This is a genomic window from Succinivibrio faecicola (assembly GCF_019448115.1).
GTDB classification, from domain to species: Bacteria; Pseudomonadota; Gammaproteobacteria; order Enterobacterales; family Succinivibrionaceae; genus Succinivibrio; species Succinivibrio faecicola.
On the sequence record NZ_JAGFNY010000041.1, the window covers coordinates 1 to 13,896 of the forward strand.

The 13,896-nt window shown below is 39.1% G+C and carries 12 protein-coding genes; 8 read left to right on the forward strand and 4 right to left on the reverse strand.

Annotated features, from left to right (window positions below; genetic code table 11):
* The first annotated feature begins 125 nt into the window (after nt 1-125).
* From dacB to J5V48_RS08790, 4 genes are all read left to right on the forward strand, one after another.
* The gene (dacB, locus tag J5V48_RS08775) at nt 126-1,547 is read left to right on the forward strand and encodes a D-alanyl-D-alanine carboxypeptidase/D-alanyl-D-alanine endopeptidase (RefSeq protein ID WP_336244989.1); all 1,422 of its coding nucleotides are present in this window, start codon (nt 126-128) and stop codon (nt 1,545-1,547) included.
* 138 nt (nt 1,548-1,685) lie between these two features.
* Nucleotides 1,686-2,897: a pyridoxal phosphate-dependent aminotransferase gene (locus J5V48_RS08780; RefSeq protein WP_219938208.1), complete on the forward strand. Its 1,212-nt coding sequence runs from the start codon at nt 1,686-1,688 to the stop codon at nt 2,895-2,897.
* A 118-nt stretch (nt 2,898-3,015) separates the two neighbouring features.
* A complete protein-coding gene (locus J5V48_RS08785; protein ID WP_219938209.1) occupies nt 3,016-3,492 on the forward strand; it encodes a DUF4357 domain-containing protein in 477 nt (158 codons plus the stop codon).
* 21 nt (nt 3,493-3,513) lie between these two features.
* Complete coding sequence (locus tag J5V48_RS08790; protein ID WP_255557788.1) at nt 3,514-4,956, forward strand: RsmB/NOP family class I SAM-dependent RNA methyltransferase; 1,443 nt, start codon at nt 3,514-3,516, stop codon at nt 4,954-4,956.
* A 94-nt stretch (nt 4,957-5,050) separates the two neighbouring features.
* Here the strand turns inward: J5V48_RS08790 and J5V48_RS08795 are convergent, their stop codons facing one another.
* On the reverse strand, nt 5,051-6,943 hold the full coding sequence (locus J5V48_RS08795) for a DEAD/DEAH box helicase (protein WP_219938218.1): 1,893 nt from the start codon (nt 6,941-6,943) through the stop codon (nt 5,051-5,053).
* A 524-nt stretch (nt 6,944-7,467) separates the two neighbouring features.
* Between J5V48_RS08795 and leuA the strand changes: the two genes are divergently transcribed.
* The 4 genes from leuA to leuD are packed head-to-tail and all read left to right on the forward strand — an operon-like array spanning nt 7,468 to nt 12,169.
* On the forward strand, nt 7,468-9,033 hold the full coding sequence (gene leuA, locus J5V48_RS08800) for a 2-isopropylmalate synthase (protein WP_219938210.1): 1,566 nt from the start codon (nt 7,468-7,470) through the stop codon (nt 9,031-9,033).
* Nucleotides 9,033-10,127 (forward strand): 3-isopropylmalate dehydrogenase, encoded by a 1,095-nt coding sequence (leuB, locus tag J5V48_RS08805; RefSeq protein WP_219938211.1) that lies wholly within the window; start codon nt 9,033-9,035, stop codon nt 10,125-10,127. Before leuA ends, leuB begins: the two co-directional genes overlap by 1 nt.
* Nucleotides 10,128-10,142: 15 nt before the next feature.
* Complete coding sequence (gene leuC / locus J5V48_RS08810; protein WP_219938212.1) at nt 10,143-11,546, forward strand: 3-isopropylmalate dehydratase large subunit; 1,404 nt, start codon at nt 10,143-10,145, stop codon at nt 11,544-11,546.
* Between the two features lie 8 nt (nt 11,547-11,554).
* Nucleotides 11,555-12,169, forward strand: a complete 615-nt coding sequence (gene leuD, locus J5V48_RS08815; protein WP_219938213.1) for a 3-isopropylmalate dehydratase small subunit — start codon at nt 11,555-11,557, stop codon at nt 12,167-12,169.
* A 41-nt stretch (nt 12,170-12,210) separates the two neighbouring features.
* On the opposite strand, the gene J5V48_RS08820 is transcribed toward leuD, so the two are convergent.
* Genes J5V48_RS08820 through nfsB form a run of 3 tightly spaced genes read right to left on the reverse strand, consistent with a single transcriptional unit; the run spans nt 12,211 to nt 13,401 of the window.
* Nucleotides 12,211-12,492 carry a TIGR04076 family protein gene (locus J5V48_RS08820; protein WP_219938214.1) on the reverse strand — a complete coding sequence of 94 codons (282 nt, stop codon included), beginning with the start codon at nt 12,490-12,492 and terminating at the stop codon, nt 12,211-12,213.
* A complete protein-coding gene (locus J5V48_RS08825; protein ID WP_219938215.1) occupies nt 12,479-12,739 on the reverse strand; it encodes a TIGR03905 family TSCPD domain-containing protein in 261 nt (86 codons plus the stop codon). Before J5V48_RS08825 ends, J5V48_RS08820 begins: the two co-directional genes overlap by 14 nt.
* A gap of 14 nt (nt 12,740-12,753) precedes the next feature.
* The gene (nfsB, locus tag J5V48_RS08830; protein WP_219938216.1) at nt 12,754-13,401 is read right to left on the reverse strand and encodes an oxygen-insensitive NAD(P)H nitroreductase; all 648 of its coding nucleotides are present in this window, start codon (nt 13,399-13,401) and stop codon (nt 12,754-12,756) included.
* Between the last annotated feature and the right edge of the window lie 495 nt (nt 13,402-13,896).

Genomic DNA, 13,896 nt, shown 5'->3' on the forward strand with positions numbered 1-13,896 from the left:
AGCAACAGCAGTGCTAGACTGCGGTTTTATCAATTTTTATACTTCTAAAGTTCTATTTTTGAACTGCAGAAGTAGAGAAATTATTAACCTTATTATCATCCTTATATGCTGCACAGACATTCGCAATAGCAGCAAATCCAAATCCGATTCCAGGCTCTCAGGTAGGAGTTGCCTACTTAAGACCAAATGACAACAAAATATATGGTCAAAACTTTGATACCTATATGCATCCTGCATCTACTCTCAAGGTTGTTACAGGTCTTAGTGCAATTTTATATCTTGGTCATGACTATACATATAAAACAAATCTTGAGATCTCATCTGGAGCATTAGACTCTAAAGGAAAACTGTCTGTTGATAAAAACGGTATTCTGAAAGGTAACGTTCTTATCAGATTTGCAGGCGATCCTAGCTTTACAGGAAACCATTACAGAACTTTGCTTAGAAATCTTAAAAATGCAAATGTTTCAAAAATTGCAGGTGATGTAATTATTGATGTTTCAAGATTTGCTGGTCTATCAAAAGGAAACGGCTGGTCATGGGATGATGCTCCTATATGTTTTACTGCACCAGCTGGAGCTGCAATCATCAATAGAAACTGCGTTTTTGCTCAGCTAAAACCAAATGGTCTCGGTCGTGTAGCTACACCTGTTGTATCACCATCAAATCCAATCACTATCACTTCTGATGCTGTAGGTGTAGAGCAAAGAAAATACGGAGGAAACTGCGAACTTCAGGCTGATTTATTCCAGAAAAATCAGTATCACATTACAGGATGTGTACCTGTTTTAGCTAACAACAAGCCATGGCCACTGTCACTTGCAGTAACTGATCCTGATCAGTGGGCTGTAGATTGGACAGCTTATTTGTTAAAAGAGCTAAATATTAAATATGAAGATATCAAGATTGCTCACTCAAGACAGGATGGCTACAGCACTTATGCAATGATTGAATCAAAATCATTAAGTGAACTTACAAAGTACATGCTGTACAAGTCAAACAACCTGTATGCAGATGCAATAGCAAAAACTGTGGCATATGAGTATTACAAACTGCCTGCAACCTATGGTAGAACAAGCCAGGCAATAAGATCAATTCTAAGCAAATATGCTTCAATTAATCTTGGTAACACATATATGGTTGACGGTAACGGACTGTCTCCACATAATCTTGTAACACCACACAAGATGCTTGAAATTCTTCAGTTTATCAATCTGAATGATGACAAAATTGAGTTTATAAAGCTTCTGCCTGTAGCAGATGAATCAGGTACACTTCACTGGAGAGGTTCTACAAGAAATCCTCCTCTTGCCAAGAATGTTACAGCAAAAACTGGAACCATACAGAATGTATCTAATCTTATGGGATTTATGAAAACAAAGAATGGTGTAAGAATTCCTTTTGTTTTCTATACTAATTCAATCTCATACGATCAGAAAACACGTGATCTTGTCAAATACCACCGAATCGCATCCCCTCATCTTGGATATGAAAGATACGTTCTTGAAAAGATTTATGATGAAAAAATCATGGGAAAAGATTTTTAAAGCATAATACTGCTCAAAATTCAGACAATAAAAGGACGCTATATGTGTCCTTTTATGTTTTCTTATCTACAAAGTATGGCTCTTTTGTTGTAAGATATCAGACACTCAAAACCAAATTAATTTAATGGGTAGTAAAAAATGAAATTATTACAAAAATCTCACAAATTAGATAATGTCTGTTACGACATTAGAGGAAAAATCCATCAGGAAGCTGTTCGCATGGAAGAAGAAGGACAGCGAATCTTAAAGTTAAATATCGGCAACACCGCGACTTTTGGTTTTGAGGCGCCTGAAGAGGTCGTTCGCGATGTTATCCGTAACCTCCCTAATTCTCAGGGTTACTGCGAGTCAAATGGTATATTCTCTGCCCGTAAAGCCATCGCGCAGTATTATCAGCAGAAGGGATTAAAGAATGTTGATGCTGATGATATTTTCATTGGTAACGGTGCTTCAGAACTTATCACAATGAGCATGAATGCTCTTCTAAACAATGGTGATGAGGTACTTGTACCTGCTCCTGATTATCCTTTGTGGACTGCAGCTATCAATCTTGCCGGTGGTAAGGCGGTTCATTATCTTTGTGATGAACAGTCAAACTGGTACCCTGACATTGAGGATATGAAAAAGAAACTTACATCTCGTACTGTAGGTATCGTTCTTATCAATCCAAACAATCCAACAGGTGCAGTTTATCCAACACCTATTCTTCAGGATATTATCGAATTTGCCCGTCAAAACGATCTTGTAATTTTCTCTGACGAAATTTATGACAAGATCCTGTATGATGATGTTGCACACAGAAGTATATGCACACTTGCAGATGACGTTACAGTTGTAACATTCAACGGACTTTCAAAGGTTTACAGAGCATGTGGTTTCAGACAAGGATGGATCTTGATTACTGGACCTGCAAAGCGTAACAAGGGTTTTATTGATGGCATCAAACTTATGATGGCAATGAGACTTTGTGCAAACGTTCCACTGCAGCATGCAATTCAGACTGCACTTGGAGGTTATCAGTCAATCAATGAACTGATTATCCCAGGTGGCAGACTCTATCAGCAGCGTCAGGTTATGTTTGACAGATTAAATGCCATTGATGGTGTTTCTGTTGTTAAGCCACACGGTGCATTGTATATGTTCCCTAAACTCGATAAAAAGTTTAACATCAAGGACGATCAGAAGTTTGCAATGGATCTTCTAAGACAGGAAAAGATGCTTATCGTTCAGGGTACTGGTTTTAACTGGCCAGAACCAAATCACTTCAGAATGGTATTCTTACCATCAATCGACGTGATTAACGATGCTTGTGACCGTCTTGAGCATTTCTTGAAAACATACCGTCAGTAACTGATACAAACTGCAGGAGCCACCACTTGTGAGCTCCTGTTCTATTTCTCGGTATGCTGTTTTCAAATGGATTCTAGAATGTGGTAAAATTAAGAAAAACATTTGAAGAACAGTGTACATGGAAGACAAGTCAATCCAGTTTATAACAGACAAGAATGGCAGAAAAACACATGCCATTATTCCTATAGATGTCTATAAGGATCTCCTGTCTATTAAATCCATATTAAAGCATACTGCTACACTTGGCTCTAATGAGCTGTACACTTTAACAATCAAAAATGTTACAGCAACAGGTTACCCTTCAGGAACAAGATCAAAGCCTGATTTTATTGTTCTTAGGAACTCTCAAGCTGTTCTGATGGAAACAGATTCTGTTCCACCTCATATTCAGGCTAAAAGAGAGGAATTCTTAGGTGATGGTACACTGGCGCTTGATCCTGAAAACAACTGCTTTATTTTTACAAAAGATGTAAGATTTCAGAGTCCAAGCTCAGCAGCTGCAATAGTTTCTGGTAATGTTAGAAACGGTCTTGATGTCTGGATAAATCGTGAAGGTTTTTCTTTAAAACGTTCAGGTTTCGGATTAAAAAAATAATACTACTACATAGAGGTTTATATGGCTTTTGAAAAACCACAACAGAATAAGAACTTTAAAAAAAGCTCTTTTAACAGTCACAAGAAAGACAGTAGTAGCAGCAAAACTTTTAGCAAAAAAGACAGAACCTTTACTAAAGGTGAACACTCTGAAAACAGATCTTCTCGTCCGTTTAAAAGAACATTTACTGACAGAAAACCAATAAGAGAAGAAAGCAAATTTAGAAAGCTTGAAGAACATACTCAGTATGTTAAGAGAAAAGGGTTTTCAGAATTCCAGCTTCGTCTTGTAAATTCAATTCTTGAAGATGTACTTGTAATGCACAACTCTCTGGACAGAGCTTATGCATTCTGGTTTAACAAAGTTAAAATTGATCCAGTTGAGCAGGGATTTTTAATTCGCCAGATCAACTATATGTTCTCAAGACTGTCCTTATTTGCTTACGTTTCAAATCTTAAGCGTCCATCTGATTTTGAACGTCACGTTGGAAGACTTGTATTCTCGTTCTGTGCTTTCAAGGACTGGCCTTTACCAGAACTTGAAGGTGAGGAAGGCTTTGACAGACGTGGTCTTAAAAAGAGACTTGCCGAGGCTAATGATTTTCCTTTACTGCACGATGGATGCCCAATATGGCTTGATGAGCTTGGCAAATCAGAGCTGAAAGGAAAATGGGATGAACAGAGAGTTGCTTTAGGTCTTGAATCAAAACGTTTCATAAGAACAAACACACTTAAAGGAACAAAAGAAGAACTTGCCCATCTTTTATCAGAAGAAGGTATTGTTACAAAGCCTGTTGCAGGTGTTCCAACAGCTCTTGAGGTAACATCAAATTCTGCTCTTTTCAGAACAAAATGCTTCAAGGAAGGAAGATTTGAGCAACAGGATGCAGGATCACAGCTCATCGGTGCTTTTGTTGAAGCAATGCCAGGAATGAGAGTTATTGATGCATGCGCAGGCTCTGGCGGTAAGACATTACAGCTTGCTGCTTGTATGCAGGGCAAGGGCTCAATTATCGCAATGGATACTCAGGCATGGAAACTTGATGATCTGAAAAAGAGAGCAAAAAGAGCTGGAGCATTCAATATTGAGCCAAGACTTATTGATTCAACCAAGGTAATCAAGAGAATGGCTGATTCAGCTGACAGAGTTCTGATTGATGCTCCTTGCTCAGGTACCGGTGTTGTTCGTCGTATGCCAGACTCTAAATGGAGAGATGGTAGAGAGAATCTCAACGAAATACGCACTGTCCAGAGCGATATTCTTGAAAGATATTCAAAAATGGTTAAGGTTGGCGGCTTAGTCATCTATTCAACATGCTCTATCATGCCATCAGAAAATGAAAGACAGGTAGAAAACTTCCTGAACCATCATCAAGGAGAGTATGAACTTGTTGAAGATAAACAGATTATGCCATCATCAGGCTTTGATGGATTCTATATGGCAAAACTAAAGAGAATCAAGTAACCACAAAAAGGAAGAGCGAACCTGATATGTTCGCTCTTTTACTATCATTTAAACCTCTTAAACTGTTTTATCTGTATAAGAGGTTCAAACCTTACTAAAATCCTTCTCTTCTTGCAGATTTTACCTTTTTATCTGAACGGCCTGATACTTTACGTGGTCCAAGAGAGAAAGAATCTCTGCCTCTTGATGAACGCTCTTTACGTCCACCTTCAAACTTTCTAAAATCCTTGCCTGAATTTGGTCCCTGGCGGTCAAACTCTCTGTCAGAACGTCTTCTTGAACCTCTATCTGAACGAGGAGGCTCCTGAGTATATTCACGGATCTCAAGCATTCTGCCACATACACGAGCTTTTGATAGAATGCTCATTGTCTCGCGAGGCATGCCTTCTGGAAGATCAACTGTTGTGAAGGTATCAAAAATTGATATTTCACCAATATACTTTGATTCAATGTTACCTTCATTGGCGATAGCACCAACAATCTGACCTGGTTTTACGCCGTCCTTTCTACCAACAGCAACTCTAAAGCGTACCATGTTCATATCTGGGAACTGACGTAATGGAGCTGCCTTTGATGAAGGTAAAGCCTTTCTGTCTGAACGATCTGATCTTGATGAATGTTCATCATCAAATGTTCTCATAGCAGGCTCTGGCTTTGACTCGTCAAGTAACAAAGTGCCATCCTTTTGAACCATCTTTGCAAGAGCTGCACACAAGGTCTCAACTTCAATTGCGTCATCAGACAGGATCTCAGAGATTACCTCTTCATACATCTCAAGATTACCCTCTTCGATTGTCTCGAAAATCTGATTCTTGAAGTTCTCTAAACGAGCCTTGTTTACATCTGCAACTGATGGCATCTGCATTGGTTCAATCTTCTGATTGGTAACTCTTTCAATCATACGAAGAGCTCTACGCTCTCTTGGAGATACGAATAAAATTGCCTCACCAGTTCTTCCTGCACGACCAGTTCTACCGATTCTGTGAACATAAGATTCAGCATCATAAGGAATATCGTAGTTGAATACGTGGGTAATTCTATCTACATCAAGACCACGGGCTGCAACATCGGTAGCAATAATAATATCAAGCTGACCACCCTTTAATCTTTCAATAATCTTTTCTCTTTGGCGCTGTGGAATATCTCCATGTAAGGCTGCACAGGCAAAGCCTCTTGCCATTAGACGATTTGATACATCCTCAGCATCAGTCTTGGTACGAACGAATACGATTACTGCATCATACTCTTCAACTTCAAGAATTCTGGTCATAGCATCAATCTTGTGAGCTCCTGATGCAATCCAGTAACGCTGATGAACAGTTGTTGCTGTAGTTGTCTTTGACTCGATTCTTACATCTACAGGATCTTTTAAATGATTCTTTGCAATTTTTGCAATTACAGGAGGCATTGTTGCTGAGAACAGCACTGTCTGTCTTGAATCTGGTGTATTTGAAAGGATCCAGTCAACGTCATCGATAAAGCCCATGCGAAGCATTTCATCTGCCTCATCAATAACCATGAACTCAAGCTCATCAAGCTCTACCTTTCCACGCTCGATTAAGTCAATCAGACGACCAGGAGTTGCAACTACAACCTGTGCTCCATGGCGTAAAGTGCGGATCTGATTTTCGTATGAGGCGCCACCATAAATAGGTGCAACTTTAAAATTCTTTAAAAACTTTGAAAAATTCTGACAAGCTTCTGCTGACTGAATTGCAAGTTCTCTTGTTGGCTCTAAAATCAGTGCCTGAATGCATGCTTTTTTGGTATTGATCTTAGATAGGATTGGTAAAGCAAAAGCAGCTGTTTTACCAGTACCAGTCTGAGCTTGGCCAATCATATCCTTGCCATCTAGGACAACAGGTATTGATCTTTCCTGAATAGGAGTAGGTGATTCAAAACCCAGCTCATGAACAGCTTTTAAAACATCCTTTGAAAGATTCAAATCGTCAAAGGTAACAACCTGCTCTTCTTCACCATCAGCCATTGATACAAGTAAGCTCTCATCTGCGCCTACAGTTGTGGTTAGATCTTTTTCGTTAATATCTGACATATATGCCCCATTCAATATACAAAGGAGGAGCGTCTTTAAATAAAATGCAAGTAATAAATAGAAGAGAATTTTCTATAAGAACACGCAATAAGCCATAACCCGCGGCTTTAAATAAGAAAAAATAGACACGCCTCAAAACAAAACTCGAGCATTATACCTAAATGTGATCGTCTTCGCAAATTCAAGGCAATAAAACGACAATTCATGCTGTGTACTCTTTATTTTTTTATTTTCTATCAGAAGATGGAATTATGTTTTATTTTTTTACAAAACATATACTTTTTGCAAAACAAAATGCACTTATTTTGATTGCATTAAACATTCATATTGAAAAATTATTATTTTATTTTTCAATATATTAGTAATTTTTGATAATTAAAATTGCAATTATCAATTGAATTACAAAAATCAAGGAGTATGATCGTTTTTAGATTATCAGATAGCAGTAGGATAAAACTATGGCAACTATAGATAAAAACCGCGTCATTATTTTTGATACAACATTGCGTGACGGTGAACAGGCTCTTATGCAGTCACTGTCTTCAAAACAGAAGGTTCAGATAGCACTGAGCTTAGAACAGCTTGGTGTAGATGTTATTGAAGCTGGTTTCCCTATTTCATCACCTGGCGATCTTCAGTCAGTAAGAGAAATCGCACTTGCTTTAAAGAATTCAACTGCTTGTGGTCTGTCTAGAGCACTCGATAAGGATATCGATGCATGCTATGAGGCATTCAAAGGTGTTGACCACTACAGAATTCATACTTTTATTGCAACTTCAGACATCCATGTTCACGATAAGTTAAGAAAGGATTTTGATGATATCGTAGAAATGGCTGTTCGTGCTGTAAAAAGAGCAAGAAACTACACTGATGATGTAGAGTTCTCCTGTGAGGATGCCGGCCGTACCCCAATTGATCATCTGTGCCGTATGGTTGAAGCTGCAATCTCAGCAGGTGCTACAACCGTTAATATTCCAGATACAGTAGGTTACACTCTTCCTTATGAGTTCGGTGGCATTGTAAAGACTCTGTTCAACAGAGTACCTAACATTGATAAGGCAGTTATTTCTGTCCACTGCCACAACGATCTTGGTATGGCAACTGCAAACTCCCTTTCAGCAGTTATGGAAGGTGCCCGTCAAATCGAATGTACTGTAAACGGTCTTGGTGAAAGAGCTGGTAACACATCCTTAGAAGAAGTTGTAATGACAATGAAACTTCGTGAAGAATACATGAAGGGTGTATATACCAACATTGTAACTGAGAATATAGCAAGAACATCTCAGGTTGTATCAGGAATCACAAATGAGCCTGTACCAAGCCACAAGGCTATCGTTGGTTCAAACGCATTTGCTCATTCTTCAGGTATTCACCAGGACGGTGTTTTAAAGAATAAGCAGACCTATGAGATCCTTACACCTGAAAGTGTTGGTTTCAAGGAAAACAATATGCATATGACAGCAAGATCAGGCCGTCATATGATCAAGGCTGTTCTTGAAAAATTAGGTTACAGAGAAGGCTCTTACAACCTGGATGACGTTTACTCAAGATTCTTAAAACTTGCAGACAGAAAAGGTCAGGTATTTGATTATGATCTTGAAGCATTACTGTTCCTGTCTCATGAAATGGAAGAGGATACTCTTTTTGAATTAGACAACCTGTCAGTTATCGCAGGTGGCAAGAATATCATTCCAACAGCTACTGTAAGATTGAAGATTGGAAAGAGAACAAGAACAGAATCAGGTACCGGTAACGGCCCTGTAGATGCAGTTTTCAACTGTATCTCAAGATTAACCGGTTTCAAATTCAAATTAGATAACTTTGTAATTTCAGCTAAAGGCTCTGGCATGAATGCACAAGGTCAGGTTGATGTTGATTTGGTCTATGAAGACAGACACTATCATGGAAAAGCTCTTTCAACTGACGTTATTGAGGCATCTGCTCTTGCACTAATCAGCGCATGCAACAGTATTTACAGAGCAAGAATTATTCAGGAAGAAAAGCAGGAAAAGGAGAACGCATAATGACTGCTAACTACAAGATTGCTGTCCTAGCTGGCGACGGTATTGGTCCAGAGGTTATGAGAGAGGCTCTAAAGGTTTTAGAGGTTGTTCAGAAAAAATACGACTTTACTCTTGAATACTCAGAGAAATTAGTAGGTGGCTGTGCTATCGATGCTTTTGGTACACCACTACCAGATGACACCATGCAGGCATGTAAACAGGCTGATGCAATTCTGTTCGGCTCAGTTGGCGGTCCTAAGTGGAACCACTTACCAACAGCAAAGCGTCCTGAAGCAGGTGCTCTTCTTCCACTTAGAAAAGAGTTCAAGCTTTTCTGTAATTTCCGCCCAGCAAAGATTTATCAGGGTTTAGGTGCACTGTCACCACTTCGTGCTGACATTGCTATGCGTGGTTTTGATATGCTTTGCGTAAGAGAGCTTACAGGCGGCATCTACTTTGGTCAGCCAAAGGGCCGCGAAGGTACCGGTCCTGAAGAGAAGGGCTTTGATACTGAGGTTTATCACCGTTTTGAAATTGAGCGTATTGCAAAGATTGCTTTTGAAGCTGCAATGTTACGCAACAAGAAGGTTACTTCTGTTGATAAATCAAACGTTCTTCAGAGCTCTGTTCTATGGCGTGAAGTTGTAACTGAGGTTGCAAAGAACTACCCTGAGGTTGAACTTGAGCATATCTATGTTGATAACGCAACTATGCAGCTTGTAAAGAATCCTGCACAGTTTGACGTTATGCTCTGCTCTAACATGTTCGGCGACATTCTTTCAGACGAATGCGCAATGATTACAGGCTCTATGGGTATGCTTCCATCAGCATCTCTTGGTGAAGGTGGTTTCGGTCTTTATGAACCGGCTGGCGGTTCTGCTCCTGATATTGCAGGTAAGAACATTGCAAATCCAATTGCTCAGATCCTCTCTGCTGCACTAATGCTTCGTTACTCATTAAAGCAGTACGATGCTGCAAAAGCTATCGAAGATGCCGTATCACAGGCATTAAAAGAAGGCTTCTTAACAGGTGATCTGATGGAGTCAGGTGCTTCACCTCGTCCAGCTCTTTCAACTAGCGAAATGGGCGATAAGATTGCATCACTAATCAAATAATAACTGGATAAAAAAATGGGAAAGACATTATACGAAAAGGTTTATGACAGCCACATTGTATTCACCCAGGAAGGTGAGCTGCCAACCTTATATATCGACAGACAGCTTGTTCATGAGGTAACCTCACCACAGGCTTTCTCTGGAATTGAAAATGCTGGCAGAAAACTGCACAGACCAGATCTTCACCTTGCAACAATGGATCATGATATCTCAACTAGAGAGCAGACTGTTGAAGCTTGTTCACCAATGGCTCAGGAGCAGATTAAGGCTCTTATGTCCAATACAAAGAAATTCGGTGTTAAGTTCTTTGGCTTTGGCGACGAGAACCAGGGTGTTGTTCACATCATCGGACCTCAGACTGGTTTTACCCTTCCAGGTACAACCTTAGTTTGTGGTGACTCTCATACTGCAACTCATGGTGCTTTTGGCGCTCTTGCTTTTGGTATCGGTACATCTGAAGTTGAACATGTTATGGCAACTCAGACCCTAAAGCAGGGCAGATTAAAAACAATGAAGATTGAATGCACAGGAACTCTGCCAAAAGGCTGCTATGCAAAAGATCTTATCCTGGCTATTATTGCAAAACTGACTACAGCAGGTGGTACCGGTTATGCAGTTGAATTCTGTGGCTCTGCTGTTAAGGCTCTGTCTATGGAAGGTCGTATGACTCTTTCAAACATGGCAATCGAGTTCGGTGCCAAGGCCGGTATGATCGCTCCTGATGAGACAACCTTTGAATACTTAAAGGGTAGAATGTTCACTCCAAAGGGTGAGGATTTTGATAAGGCTGTTGAGTATTGGAAGACCTTAAAGTCAGATGACGATGCTGTATTTGACAAGGTTGTAACTCTAAATGCTTCAGAGCTTGAACCATTCATCACCTGGGGTACAAATCCAGGTCAGGGTTGTTCCGTAACTGGTAAGGTTCCATCACCATCTGACTTTGCAGACAGCGTTGTAGCAAAATCATGTCAGGATGCTTTAGATTACATCGGTCTAAAATCAGGTGATGATCTAATCGGAACTCCAGTAGACTACGTATTCATTGGCTCATGCACTAACGGCAGAATTGAAGATTTCAGAGCTGCAGCTGAAGTTCTGAAAGGTAAAAAGATTGCTCCTAATATTCAGCTTGCTATTGCTGTTCCTGGCTCAGGATGGGTTAAGAAGCAGGCTGAAGCAGAAGGTCTTGACAAGATCTTTATCGAAGCTGGTTTTGAATGGAGACAGCCTGGCTGCTCAATGTGTCTTGCAATGAATGATGATAAGGCTCCTCAGGGTGTACGCGTAGCTTCAACATCAAACCGTAACTTCGTTGGTCGTCAGGGTAAAGGCTCTCGCACTCATCTGATGAGTCCTGCAACAGCTGCAGCTTGTGCTGTTAAGGGTGCAATTGCTGACGTAAGAGAATTTTTATAGGAGTTAACATGCAGAAGTTTACTGTTCATACAGGTGTCGCTGTTCCTTTAGATTCAGCAAATATTGATACCGATCAGATCATTCCAAAACAGTTCTTACTTGCTGTTGACAGAAATGGTTTTGGTGATCATCTATTCCACGACTGGAGATACTTAGATGATGAAGAGACCAAGCCAAATCCAGAGTTCAATCTAAACAAGAAGGAATATGCAGGTGCAACCATTCTTGTTGCAAGAGATAATTTCGGTAACGGCTCATCACGTGAGCACGCACCATGGGCATTAATGGGCTTTGGTTTCAGAGCTGTTATCGCTCCATCTTTTGCTGATATTTTCTACAACAACTCTTTAGGAAATGGTCTTCTTCCTCTAAAGCTTACAGCAGATGAAGTAGATCAGATCTTTAAGGTATTAAATGAAAAGCCTGGCACAAAGATCACTATTTCACTTGAGGATATGACTGTTGAGTGTGACTCTCTTAACTTCAAGTTTGATCTTGATCCTTTCCGCCGTCACTGCATGTTAGAGGGCTTAGATGCTATTTCTCTTACAATGCAGCATGAAAAGGAAATCTCCGATTACGAAAAGGCTATGCCTTCTTGGAGAGCTAAAGGCACATTCTAATGTAGGTATATACTATAGGGGGCTTAATGCCCCCCCTTTTTTTATTCAACAATCTCTATTGAATAAACAATTACTGTATCAGGATCACTGCAGCAAAATCGCGTCTTGTAAGGTGTCTCTCCACCAAAGTTTCCGCCATATTTGAGAATATCAGCATATACAAATGCAATATGTGCAGCCATTGGACACATAAGACCACGATCTTTCTCATAATCAAAGGTCATACCTACTTTCATGCCTCTGTGGCAGCCTTTTTTACCGAGACGATCAACTACAGTGATTTTGATTTTCTTTATTTTTCCAACTTCTTTAATTATCTGCATTTTTAAATGCTTCTTCTAAAGCATATGTCAGCTGATCAGCACATGATGTTGGTTTGGTTTTGCAGGTATTTCCTCGAAGGATAGGAATTATCTCATCGATGCTGTGTCCTTTTACCAGGCGGTTAATAGCCTTTAAGTTTCCATTACAGCCACCATCAAACTCAACATTAACAATTGTCTTGCCATCAAGCTCAACTTTTATATGCTTACAGCAGGTACCTACTGCAGTGTAAATATACTCTGACATTATTCTTATTTCTCCTAGTCAATGTTTTGCACAATATCTTCAAGTTCAAGACGAGATTTTGGTCTTGAGGCATTTGAGTCATCAGAAGCTCTGTAGCCTAATGTTACAATTGCAACAGAACGAAGATTCTTTTCTTTAAGATTCAGGATCTCATCGCATTTTGAGTAATCCATACCTTCAATAGGAGTAGAATCAATGCCCATTGAAGCTGCACCATATAAAAGAGCAGCCATTGCAATATAGGTCTGTCTTGCAGTCCATTCATTAAAATCACCAAGTTCAACGTGCATATTAGAAAAAAGACGGCGATGCTCATCAACTGCATCACGGATCCTGTCCTCTGAATAACGTCCGTCTGCAGACTCCTTTGCAGTTACTGATCTTAAATACTCATCTTCAAGCTTTGTTCTGGCACATAAAACTACAAAATGGGAACATCCCTGAATTCTAGGGATATTAAATTCAGGAATTGCCTTTATAATAGTATCTTTAGCTTCTTTTGATGATCCTGTATAAAAGAACCAAGGTTGAACATTAACAGCAGAAGGAGCAAGCCTTAAAATCTCTAGAAGCTTTTGAAAATCGGCATTGCTAATTTTTTTAGAAGAATCATAATGCTTTGTTGTATAACGTTCTTTTGAAATCTGTAAAAAATCCTTCATATTATCCACCTATTAAAGTTTTGATTCATATTAGCACAGCTTAATTATTTTTTTAGCCACTTTACTCAAATCTTGATTCATAACCTTTATAAGTTTTTTTAAACTCAATCAAAATTTATTAAGTCAATCAAAAAACGAAATATTTGTTCAAATTAATTTTCTTAAAAATCATATATTAAAAAAATAAAAATTGCGATATATCACTATTTTGTATAGAAGTTACGCATCACTGAATATTTTAAGTTTTAATACTTGATAAACAAGCCAAAGTGATTCAAAAGATGAGACTAAATCAGAAAAAAGTTAAATCGTTCGATATTTTGACTTAAATTGAGTAAAAAACATCGACAGATAAAGTCTATAACCTTATCTGTTGATGTCTTGAAAAAGTAAGGATCATTTATTTTTTCTGTCTGAGATTAAGACTTTTTTCTGCCTTTCATGTTTTGTTTTAGAAGCATGGTTAGATTCTGTTTTTCCATCAGCGGGATTAAT

Excerpts from the sequence above, each read along its gene's own strand:
- J5V48_RS08780 (WP_219938208.1), top strand. The coding sequence starts at position 1,686 with ATGAAATTATTACAAAAATCTCACAAATTAGATAATGTCTGTTACGAC.
- J5V48_RS08785 (WP_219938209.1), top strand. The coding sequence starts at position 3,016 with ATGGAAGACAAGTCAATCCAGTTTATAACAGACAAGAATGGCAGAAAA.
- J5V48_RS08790 (WP_255557788.1), top strand. The coding sequence starts at position 3,514 with ATGGCTTTTGAAAAACCACAACAGAATAAGAACTTTAAAAAAAGCTCT.
- J5V48_RS08795 (WP_219938218.1), bottom strand. The coding sequence starts at position 6,943 with ATGGCTGATGGTGAAGAAGAGCAGGTTGTTACCTTTGACGATTTGAAT.
- leuA (WP_219938210.1), top strand. The coding sequence starts at position 7,468 with ATGGCAACTATAGATAAAAACCGCGTCATTATTTTTGATACAACATTG.
- leuB (WP_219938211.1), top strand. The coding sequence starts at position 9,033 with ATGACTGCTAACTACAAGATTGCTGTCCTAGCTGGCGACGGTATTGGT.
- leuC (WP_219938212.1), top strand. The coding sequence starts at position 10,143 with ATGGGAAAGACATTATACGAAAAGGTTTATGACAGCCACATTGTATTC.
- leuD (WP_219938213.1), top strand. The coding sequence starts at position 11,555 with ATGCAGAAGTTTACTGTTCATACAGGTGTCGCTGTTCCTTTAGATTCA.
- J5V48_RS08820 (WP_219938214.1), bottom strand. The coding sequence starts at position 12,492 with ATGCAGATAATTAAAGAAGTTGGAAAAATAAAGAAAATCAAAATCACT.
- J5V48_RS08825 (WP_219938215.1), bottom strand. The coding sequence starts at position 12,739 with ATGTCAGAGTATATTTACACTGCAGTAGGTACCTGCTGTAAGCATATA.
- nfsB (WP_219938216.1), bottom strand. The coding sequence starts at position 13,401 with ATGAAGGATTTTTTACAGATTTCAAAAGAACGTTATACAACAAAGCAT.